Origin of the sequence: Empedobacter sp. UBA7252 (assembly GCF_002472765.1) — a bacterium.
Classification (GTDB): domain Bacteria; phylum Bacteroidota; class Bacteroidia; order Flavobacteriales; family Weeksellaceae; genus Empedobacter; species Empedobacter falsenii_B.
The window spans coordinates 1-10,355 of the sequence record NZ_DKSQ01000066.1 but is presented as its reverse complement, the minus strand read 5'-3'; the positions used below and the strand labels follow the sequence as shown (position 1 = coordinate 10,355).

Sequence of the window (10,355 nt, the reverse complement as noted above, 5' to 3'; positions counted from 1 at the left end):
AACTTTCGTTAGGATATCCAGTTAAATGGTTGTTGTATGTTTGGAATAATATAACGAAATTTAGATATAGTGTTTAAAACTATATTTTAGTTCATTAAAAATAATATAATTTGTAATTTTTATAAAAATAGTTAATTTGAAAAAAAATTCTATTGACACAATTATAGATAGATTAAAATTTAATTTATCTAAGGTAGAGGGGTTTAATAAATTATTTGAAAATCAACTCGGTGAAGATTTTTATCATTACATAATTAAAGTACAATTCGAACTTAAATCTTTTGAATCTCTTTTCTTGCAATACTATATTCCTGCATCTCGAAAATCAATTGTTGATTTTAAAAGAGAGTTGAAATTTTCTAAGTATAAGAATGAATTTAATCTTAGCAACGAAGAATTAAAAGAAAATTACTACGAAACAATAAGATTAGGCTACGTCGGTATTAGTCACAAATTTGAGAGCTATATTAAAAACTTAATCAAACTAACAGATGAATTTTCAAAACTAACAGATTTTGATAATAATCTTTTGCCAATTGTAAATTTTACTAAAAAACATTTTAATAGAGATCTTAATAAAATTTCAGATTTAAATTCTACTACAAAAAAAATTAATTGGATATGCAATTGTGTAAAACATTACGATGGTTTACCAGTTAAAGAACCTGTACATTATTTGTTTCAAAGTAAAGATAAATCCAAAAAAATTCAAATTGAAAGTTCTGAATTTAAAGAAGATATTAACTCACTCAGAGAGAATTTTTTATTTTTTATACAATTATTTTTTTTAATCTCAATGTACCAAACTTTTATGCAAGCTGATGAAAATATACTTAAACAATTAAAAAAAGGCTTTAGTATTGAACAACTTGAACTTACAAGAAGTAATATTAAAAAGGCTATTGAAAAATTATTAAGTTAAAAACTACATATAGCGATTGTAAATGATCATAAGTTGATTTTACTGGAAAAGGGTTATCAACTGCATTAAGTGATGTTAATCTAGGTTCTTTATTTTTTTTAAATCCGTAAATTGTTGTGAGATGATTTTTGTATTTAATTATTCTTTTTTATATTAATTAATATAAGTGTAGTTGTGTATTATATCATTACTAATAGTGCTTATTTTATGTATATTTGGAGAAGACAATCTGTTAAATTTCGAATTATTTATGACCAAAGAACAACATATTGAAGATGATTTAATTAAGCAATTAATTGAACAAAAATACAGTTATCGTCTAGATATTCGTAATCGTGAAAGTTTAGAGAAAAACTTTAAAGAAAAGTTTGAAGCACTTAATCGTGTGAAGTTAAGTGATAATGAATTCAACCGCTTAAAGGAAGAAATTATACAGCCTGATGAATTTAAGGCGGCTAAAATCTTACGCAATAGAAATACATTTTATCGTGAAGACGGTACGCCTCTACAATATACTTTAGTGAATATCAAAGATTGGTGTAGAAATGATTTTGAAGTCATCAATCAATTGCGAATGAATACTGAAGATAGTAATCATCGCTATGATGTTATATTGCTATTGAATGGATTGCCATTGGTTCAGATTGAATTAAAGACTTTTGAGATTAGTCCTCGTCGAGCGATGCAACAGATTGTGGACTACAAAAATGATCCCGGTAACGGCTATAAAAACTCGTTGCTTTGTTTTATGCAATTGTTTATTGTGAGTAATCGCAGCAATACGTACTATTTTGCTAATAACCGTAATCAGCATTTTATTTTTAATGCCGATGAGCAATTCTTGCCTATTTACCAATATGCGGATGATAAGAACAAAAAAATAACGGCTTTAGATAAGTTTACGACTAAATTTTTAGCAAAGTGTACGCTTGGCGAAATGATTAGTCGCTATATGGTCTTGGTGGAAACGGAGCAAAAGATTTTAGTGATGCGTCCTTACCAGATTTATGCCGTGGAAGCTATTGTCAATTGTATTGATGAAAATCGTGGTAATGGTTACATCTGGCATACGACTGGATCGGGTAAAACCTTAACTTCTTTCAAGACTTCTACTTTATTAAAAAGTAATCCGAATATAGAAAAATGTTTGTTTGTGGTGGATCGTAAAGATTTGGATAGACAAACCCGCTTAGAATTTAATAAATTTCAAGAAGGAAGTGTTGAAGAAAATACAAATACTGAAAGTTTAGTTCGTCGATTATTATCAACAGACTATGCCGATAAGGTAATTGTTACCACCATTCAAAAATTAGGAATCGCTTTAGATCCTAAAAATAAAAAAAACTATGTCGACCGATTAGCACCGCTTAAAGATAAGCGTGTGGTTTTCATTTTTGATGAGTGTCACCGTTCGCAATTTGGAGAAAATCATAAAGCCATTAAAGAGTTTTTTCCCAATGCACAGTTATTTGGTTTTACAGGTACACCTATTTTTGATGATAACGCAAGTTATAAAAAGATAGATGGCGAAGAAGCACGTTATCAGATTACGGAAGATATTTTCGAGAAACAATTACACGCTTATACCATCACGCACGCCATTGATGATAAAAACGTTTTGCGCTTTCATATCGATTATTTTAAAGCCGATGGCGTACCAAAAGAACAAATCACCGAAGCAGGCGCACGTAAAGCAGTAGCAGAAGCGATACTTGAAAAACATGATGGCGCTACAAATCAACGTAAATTTAACGCGGTATTGGCAACAGCATCCATTAATAATGCGATTGCTTATTATCAGTTGTTTAAAGAACTACAAGCAGAACGCAAAGCATTGGATGCGGATTATCGTCCTTTAAATATTACTTGTGTTTTCTCACCACCTGCACAAGCTATAGCACAGAGTGGTGAAGCCGATGCGCAAAAAAATGCAATTGATGTAAAACAATTCCAAGAAGACTTACCTCAAGAGGCTGCAGATAATAAGGTTGATCCTGAAGGAAAGAAAGAAGCATTAAAAGCTATTATTGCAGATTATAATGCGCAATACGGTACAAATCATACGATTAATGAGTTCGATTTGTATTATCAAGATGTGCAAGCTCGTATTAAGAGTCAAAAATATAACACGCAAGATGTACCGCATAAAGATAAGATTGATATTATTATTGTGGTGGATATGTTGTTGACTGGTTTTGACTCTCAGTATTTGAATACCTTGTATGTGGATAAAAACCTGAAATATCACGGTTTAATCCAGGCCTTTTCAAGAACCAATCGTGTACTAAATGATACTAAGCCTTATGGGAATATCATGGACTTTAGAAATCAAAAGGAGGCTGTTGAGACTGCTATTTTAAGATTTTCTGATGGAGATTTGACACAAGCACGTGAAATATGGTTGGTGGATGAAGCTCCTGTGGTGATTGATAAATACCAAGATGCGGTGGCTAAATTAAACGATTTTATGGCGGTGCATGGCTTAGACTGTACGCCTGATGAAGTAAGTAACCTACGAGGCGAAGCTGCCAAAGTAGAATTTTTACAGAAGTTTAAAGAAGTACAACGCCTAAAAACGCAATTGGAGCAATACACGGATTTAGACGAAACCCAAATACAGCAGATTGAAACAGTAATGCCTGAAGATACCTTGCGAGGTTTTAAAGGCATGTATCTGGAAACTGCACAGCAATTGCGTCAAGCCGATAAAGGAAAAGACAAGCCCGAAGATTCACCAGCAGAGCAGTTGGATTTTGAATTCGTCCTGTTTTCTTCTTCTTTGATTGATTATGATTATATCATGGGATTGATTGCCGAATACACGCAACGCGATCCTAAGAAACAGAAAATGTCTAAGGAGAAGTTGATTAGTATTTTAAGTTCTACATCTAACTTATTGGATGAGCGTGATTTGATGATCGCCTATATCAATCAATTGCCTTTGGATGAAGCATTGGATGAGAAAGCGATACGCGAGGGTTTCCAAATCTTTAAGCAACAACAGCAAGACGCACAACTGATTGAAATTGCGACAAAACACGAAATTCCTTTGGAACTATTAAAACCTTTTGTGGAACTGATAATGCTTCGAAAGGTATTTGATGGAGAAAAACTAAATGATTTGACCGACCACTTGGATTTGGGATGGAAAGCACGAGCGCAAAAAGAATTGGCGTTAATGGAAGATTTAGTGCCTTATTTAAAACAATTAGCCGAAGGGCAAGAAATAGCAGGATTGAAAGCTTATGAATAGCGATAATAAAATAATACCTAACTATAGATTTCCAGAGTTTAAAGACGATGGAAGTTGGGATGTAGATGTTGTAAAAAATCTAATAAAAACTATAACACCTCCTAAAAAATTGAACTCAAATGAGTATTTAAAAGAGGGGGATTATCCAATTGTGGACCAATCAAAAAGTTTTTATTGTGGATATTCAAATGATAAAGAAGCTTTAATATCTCCCGAAAATGATTTAATTGTATTTGGAGATCATACATGTATTACTAAATATATAAATCATCCTTTTATACAAGGTGCAGATGGTATAAAAATATTTAGTACAAAAAAGAGTGTTTTACCAAATTATTTTTATCAGTATTTACAATACAATCCTGTAAAACAAGAGGAATATAAAAGACATTTTTCTATACTAAAGGAGAAAGTTATATCATATCCCACTAACCCAGTAGAACAACAAAAAATTGCGGCTTGTTTAAGTAGTTTAGATGATGTGATTGCAGGGCATGAAGAAAAGCTAACAGCATTAGAAGAGCATAAAAAAGGCTTAATGCAAAACCTTTTCCCACAAGAAGGAGAAACACAACCAAAATTCCGTTTTCCTGAGTTTGAGAATGATGGAGATTGGGTGGAGAAAACAATAATTGATACAGCAGATAAAAATATCAAATGGAGTTTTACTGGAGGACCATTTGGTTCTAATTTAAAATCTAGCGACTATACTTTTAAAGGTATTAGAATTATACAATTACAAAATATTGGCGATGGTATCTTTAATGATGAATATAAAATTTTTACATCTTTAGATAAAGCAGATGAGCTTTTAAGCTGTAACATTTACTCAGGCGATATCATTTTATCTAAAATGGGAGATCCTGTAGGAAGAGCGTGTATTATGCCTGGAGATAATGAAAGATATTTAATGGCTTCGGATGGTATTCGTCTGGCTGTAAATGAGAAAGAGTTTTCTAAATATTTTATTTTTTCTCTAATTAATTCAGATACAATTAGAAGTAAAATTGAAGCTAAATCAACTGGTTCTACAAGAAAAAGAATAGGTTTGGATGTCTTAAAGCAAATACCATTATTAATCCCAAAAACCTTAAATGAACAACAAAAAATAGCTTCAGTATTATCTTCTGTGGATGAATTAATAGTAGCACAACGAGAAAAGATAGCATCCTTAAAAGAGCACAAGAAAGGATTAATGCAAGGGTTGTTTCCTAAAATTGAAAGTTAAGCGATGGCACACCAAATTAACACTATTACAAAAAGTAAATACGAAGATTTTATATTAAAAAAAATAGGTAAAAATCAAGATTACAAAAAACTTTTAAGTGACAATTATACATTAGATGATACGATACCTTTGGTTGAGCAAGTGTATAATTTAAAAGTTGATATTGATGACACAACGAAAATAAAAATCACTAAATTGTTTCAGCATATTGGCTTTTTACCATTTGTATCTGTGGATGAAGTTGCGAATTATGTTAGAAGCCAAAATAAAAAAAATCTGATTTTATACGCACATAATGGTACTGGCAAAACCAGACTATCTATGGCTTTTAAAGAATCAGGTAAAGAAAAAAATGAAGAAGGCGAAGTAACAAAAAGAGATACCTTATATTTTAATGCTTTTACTGAGGATTTGTTTCATTGGGATAATGATCTAGAAAACGATGAAGAAAGAAGATTGTTAATCAATCCAGCATCTGCATTTATTATGGGTGCTCGTAACCTTGATATCGAAAATAAAATACGTCCGTTAATTCAGAGATATTGTGATTATAATTTTTTAATTGATCCTGATTATCTTGATACAGAGGGTAAAAATTATTGGGCTGTAAACTTTATTAGAGAAGAAGAAGTTGCAGGAACACCACAAAATATTGAGTATATTAAAGTGTCGAGAGGCGAAGAAAACTTATTTATTTGGTGTTTTTTCTTAGCCATTGTTCAATTAATAATCGATAAGCACGCAGATTATACATGGGTTAAATATATCTATATTGATGACCCAATATCATCATTGGATGAAAATAACGCAATTGCATTAGCTCATCATCTTTGTCAGCTTTTAAAGACAGAAGGTAATGAAGTGAAAACCATTATTTCGACTCATCATAGTTTATTTTTTAATGTTTTATGTAATGAATTAGGGAAAGATAAAGCATTCTTAATTAGTAGAAAGAATAAGGAATATTGGCTTAAGAGTACTAATGAAGCACCTTTTTTATATCATGTAACTTTGATACAAAGCTTAAAGATTGCCATTGAAAAAGATGAACTATATACCTATCACTTTAATATATTAAGAATTATTTTAGAGAAGGCTGCAAATTTCCATGGTTTTGATGGCTTTCATCATTGTATAAAAATTAATGACGATGATGAGGAATTTACTTTAAGGACTAGAATGATTAATATTTTCAATCATGGTAGTTATTCTTTATTTGATCCCGTATTTATGGGTGAAGAAAATAAAGAATATTTTAAAGAGATATTTGCAAACTTTTTGCAAAATTATAAATTTAACGAAGAGTTATTTGTAGAAGAAATAACTGCATAATACTGTATTATGACACAAAAAGAACAACAAGAACTGGGTAAAACCCTTTGGAATATAGCCGACGATTTACGCGGTGCGATGAATGCAGATGACTTTAGAGATTATATGCTTTCGTTTTTATTTTTACGTTACTTATCAGCTAATTACGAACAAGCCGCTTCTAAAGAGTTACGTGGTGATTATCCACAGTTGGATGAGGAAGACAAACGTACACCTTTAGCGGTATGGTACGAAGAGAATAGTGAAGATGTTCCGTTCTTCGAGAAAACAATGCGTAAAAAAGTGCATTATGTGATACAGCCTAACTACTTATGGAATAGTATTTATGAGTTAGCACGTACACAAAATGGTGATTTGCTTCAAGAGTTAGAAGCAGGTTTTAAACACATTGAGAACGAAAGTTTTAGTGGTGAATTTCAGGGGTTATTCTCTGAGATTAATTTGAACTCTGAGAAGTTAGGTAAAACCTACGAAGACCGTAATGAGCAATTGTGTAAGATCATTACTAAAATTGCGGAAGGGATTGCGGACTTTAGTACAGACAGTGATGCTTTAGGTGATGCTTATGAGTATCTCATTGGTCAATTTGCGGCAGGATCTGGAAAGAAAGCAGGAGAATTCTATACGCCTCAGCGTTTATCCGATATTTTATCAGAGATTGTAACCTTAGACAGTCAAGAGCCTAAATTGGGTCGTAAAAAGAATTTAGATCGCGTCATTGACTTTGCTTGTGGATCGGGTTCGTTGTTATTGAATGTTCGTAAAAACATTGTAGATGAAGGTGGTACGATCGGACAAATTTACGGACAAGAGAAAAACATCACGACCTATAACTTAGCACGCATGAATATGCTGTTGCATGGCGTGAAAACAAATGAATTTGAGATTTTTCATGGTGATACCTTAAAAAATGATTGGAATATATTAAGCGAACCTAATCCAGCTAAAAAAGTAGAATTTGATGCCATTGTGGCAAATCCACCTTTTAGTTTAAAATGGGATGCATCGGAAGCTATGGGTGAAGATTTTCGTTTTAAAGGCTATGGTCTAGCACCTAAATCGGCGGCAGATTTTGCTTTCTTGTTACATGGATTTCATTACCTAAGCAAACAGGGAACAATGGCAATTATCTTGCCTCATGGAGTTTTATTCCGTGGAGGAGCTGAGGAACGTATACGTACAAAGCTCTTAAAAGATAATAATATAGATGCTATTATAGGTTTACCAAGTAATCTTTTTTATTCAACTGGTATTCCGGTTTGTATCATTGTCTTGAAGAAGTGTAAAAAGCAAGATGATGTATTAGTAATTAATGCAAGTGATTATTTTGAGAAAGGTAAACGTCAGAATTTTTTACGTGACACGGATATCGAAAAGATTGTAGATACTTATAAAAGTCGATCAGAAGAAGAACGTTATTCTAGACGTGTCTCATTAGAGGAAATTGCTAAGAATGATTACAATTTGAATATCACACGTTATGTAAGTACAGCAGAAGCAGAAAAGCAAATTGATTTAAAAGAAGTTAATTTAAAACTTAATGGACCTGAGGGAATTAATGCAAAAATAAAAGCAGCGACTGAATTACATAATTCATTTTTAAAAGAATTAGGATTAGAAGAGATCCACTAAATATTTAAAGAGGCTTAATTTAAAGCCTCTTTTTTTGTCATATAATCGAATAGTTCACCTGCTATTTTTTGTAATCGTACACCTTTCCAAGGCTTAGGCTTGTTTAATGGTGAGTTGATGAAAGCTTTAAGCGATTCATCGATTGTTATATTATGGAAACTAAATTGTAAGCCTTCTACTTCTATATACGCACATTGTTCTTGTTGGTTGATGTAGAAATCTATTTCAAATTTTTGCCGTTTATCTATTAGATGATGAAGTATTCTTGAAACACGTGGCTTTAATAGTCCGTAATGAATTAATGCATCTTTCTCTTTACTTTTGAATTCTTTACGTTTTAATGCTGCATTGATTAGATTCAATGCAATAAGAACATCCCATAATTCCTTGTTATTGGTTGGAATCGTTCGGATTATTTCTTTTGCTTGAATTAGTTTTTCTATAGTGATTTCAGATGTATGATCATCTAGTGAACTTAGTTGAATGATTTGTTCAAGATTCTGCATAATTTACAATAATTCAAATAATTGATCCCAACTTAAAATTTCTTCATCTTTGAACCATCTTGGTTCGAATTGTCTTACTGAGGAATCGTTTCGTACTTTTCCATTTTTTCCATTTTGACATAACCATCTGCGATGCCCTTCGTAAATATTACTTGCCAAGACTTTAGAATTGACGATGAAATATTCAGGCTGTATGGCAATATCTGCTGGGATATTTACAAATACGAAGAATTTCTTTTCTGAAGTTTCATTCTCTACTTTTTGTGATAATATCCATTTTCTTTTATTTTGAGTAGTTTTGACTTGAATGCTAAATAATGTATCTCCTTCTATATCACTGGCGATTATATCTACACCATCAGAATTGCGTAATGTAATAGCTGCTAAATATCCTCTTCTTGTAATTTCTGCTGCCACGTAGTATTCTCCGGCAATTCCACTAAGTTGTTTATTAATTTTCATTGCTAAATTTTGAAACAAATAAATTCTATTATAAAATTATCTAATAATTTTAGGTTAATCATTAGATAATAAATTTATTAATTGGTAATTATATTTTTGTTTACGTTTTTTAGGACCATTTATTTATTGATCTTTGAACTTATCAATTAAATAGGTTTCAATCTCTGATCTTTCGAAATTAACTTCAATGAACTGAATATATAAAGTATCATCAAAGTATTTGTCAAGTTTAATTTCGATTTCTTCCTCAAACTTTTTAGAAGATTTTATACCATTGAAAAAACGATGACCAATTTGTTTACGAAATGAATGATTTACAGTTCGTGTAATATCAGACATTCTCTTTAGTAAATCACCTGTCTCACCAATGTAAATTAATTTCTTATTTTCAAAAATAGCGTAAACAGCTGGTATATGTGTTAGATTTTCTTTACGCCATAAAAGTGTCCTTTCTAATTTAATCCTAGGTGATGTAAAAAGCTGTTTTTCAGATTTTATTAAGGCTTTATATAATTCCCTTTCTTTGTATAAATGCATTTTATTAACATTAATAATATATTGTAAAAATAAGTTTTATTATATAAACTCCACTAAAAAAGCTCTTATCCAAGAGCTTTTTTGTTAAAGAAATGTTTAGGGTAAAAGTACTTTTTACCGAGCTTAAAACAAGGAATCGTCTTGTTTCTCCTCATGCGATACAACGTTTTGTCACTAACGTTAAGAAGCCTTTGCACATCTGCACTGTCGTAGAATCCGTGATCTTTGTCCGTGGGTTGTATATTCGTAATTAATTCTACTAAAAGAAGTTTTAACTCGTTGCTATCCTTCTCTTTTTGTGTGAAAAAGTAAGTGTTTTGCATACGTTTTAATTTACTTAATTTCAGTAAGATACGAGTTTTAATTAAATAAAACAAATGATAAGAGGAAATAGGGATAGGGAGGGGGTGTTAATTTTTTTTATTGATTTTCTGTTTTAATTATTCGAATTTCTTTTTTTTTATGTCACTTTTTACTTGACTA

At 31.3% G+C, this 10,355-nt stretch carries 9 protein-coding genes; 5 read left to right on the top strand and 4 right to left on the bottom strand.

What is annotated here, in order from left to right; translation table 11 throughout:
* The first annotated feature begins 136 nt into the window (after nucleotides 1-136).
* The 5 genes from B2X73_RS09715 to B2X73_RS09695 all read left to right on the top strand — a co-directional run bounded on the left by B2X73_RS09715 (nucleotide 137) and on the right by B2X73_RS09695 (nucleotide 8,367).
* Nucleotides 137-922, top strand: a complete 786-nt coding sequence (locus tag B2X73_RS09715) for a hypothetical protein (RefSeq protein ID WP_291096337.1) — start codon at nucleotides 137-139, stop codon at nucleotides 920-922.
* A gap of 250 nt (nucleotides 923-1,172) precedes the next feature.
* Nucleotides 1,173-4,175, top strand: a complete 3,003-nt coding sequence (locus tag B2X73_RS09710; protein ID WP_291096336.1) for a type I restriction endonuclease subunit R — start codon at nucleotides 1,173-1,175, stop codon at nucleotides 4,173-4,175.
* Nucleotides 4,168-5,403, top strand: a complete 1,236-nt coding sequence (locus B2X73_RS09705) for a restriction endonuclease subunit S (protein ID WP_291096335.1) — start codon at nucleotides 4,168-4,170, stop codon at nucleotides 5,401-5,403. The genes B2X73_RS09710 and B2X73_RS09705 overlap by 8 nt, the downstream gene beginning before the upstream one ends.
* A 3-nt stretch (nucleotides 5,404-5,406) precedes the next feature.
* On the top strand, nucleotides 5,407-6,735 hold the full coding sequence (locus B2X73_RS09700) for an AAA family ATPase (protein WP_291096334.1): 1,329 nt from the start codon (nucleotides 5,407-5,409) through the stop codon (nucleotides 6,733-6,735).
* 9 nt (nucleotides 6,736-6,744) lie between these two features.
* A complete protein-coding gene (locus tag B2X73_RS09695) occupies nucleotides 6,745-8,367 on the top strand; it encodes a type I restriction-modification system subunit M (protein WP_291096333.1) in 1,623 nt (540 codons plus the stop codon).
* Nucleotides 8,368-8,381: 14 nt separating this feature from the next.
* Here B2X73_RS09695 and B2X73_RS09690 read toward each other — a convergent pair whose 3' ends face one another.
* The 4 genes from B2X73_RS09690 to B2X73_RS09675 all read right to left on the bottom strand — a co-directional run bounded on the left by B2X73_RS09690 (nucleotide 8,382) and on the right by B2X73_RS09675 (nucleotide 10,195).
* Nucleotides 8,382-8,873: a hypothetical protein gene (locus B2X73_RS09690; protein ID WP_291096332.1), complete on the bottom strand. Its 492-nt coding sequence runs from the start codon at nucleotides 8,871-8,873 to the stop codon at nucleotides 8,382-8,384.
* A 3-nt stretch (nucleotides 8,874-8,876) separates the two neighbouring features.
* Nucleotides 8,877-9,335, bottom strand: coding sequence for a hypothetical protein (locus B2X73_RS09685; RefSeq protein WP_291096331.1), 459 nt, complete (start codon nucleotides 9,333-9,335; stop codon nucleotides 8,877-8,879).
* 123 nt (nucleotides 9,336-9,458) lie between these two features.
* Nucleotides 9,459-9,872: a GIY-YIG nuclease family protein gene (locus B2X73_RS09680; protein ID WP_291096330.1), complete on the bottom strand. Its 414-nt coding sequence runs from the start codon at nucleotides 9,870-9,872 to the stop codon at nucleotides 9,459-9,461.
* A gap of 65 nt (nucleotides 9,873-9,937) precedes the next feature.
* Nucleotides 9,938-10,195, bottom strand: a complete 258-nt coding sequence (locus B2X73_RS09675) for a helix-turn-helix domain-containing protein (protein ID WP_260543027.1) — start codon at nucleotides 10,193-10,195, stop codon at nucleotides 9,938-9,940.
* Nucleotides 10,196-10,355: the final 160 nt, after the last annotated feature.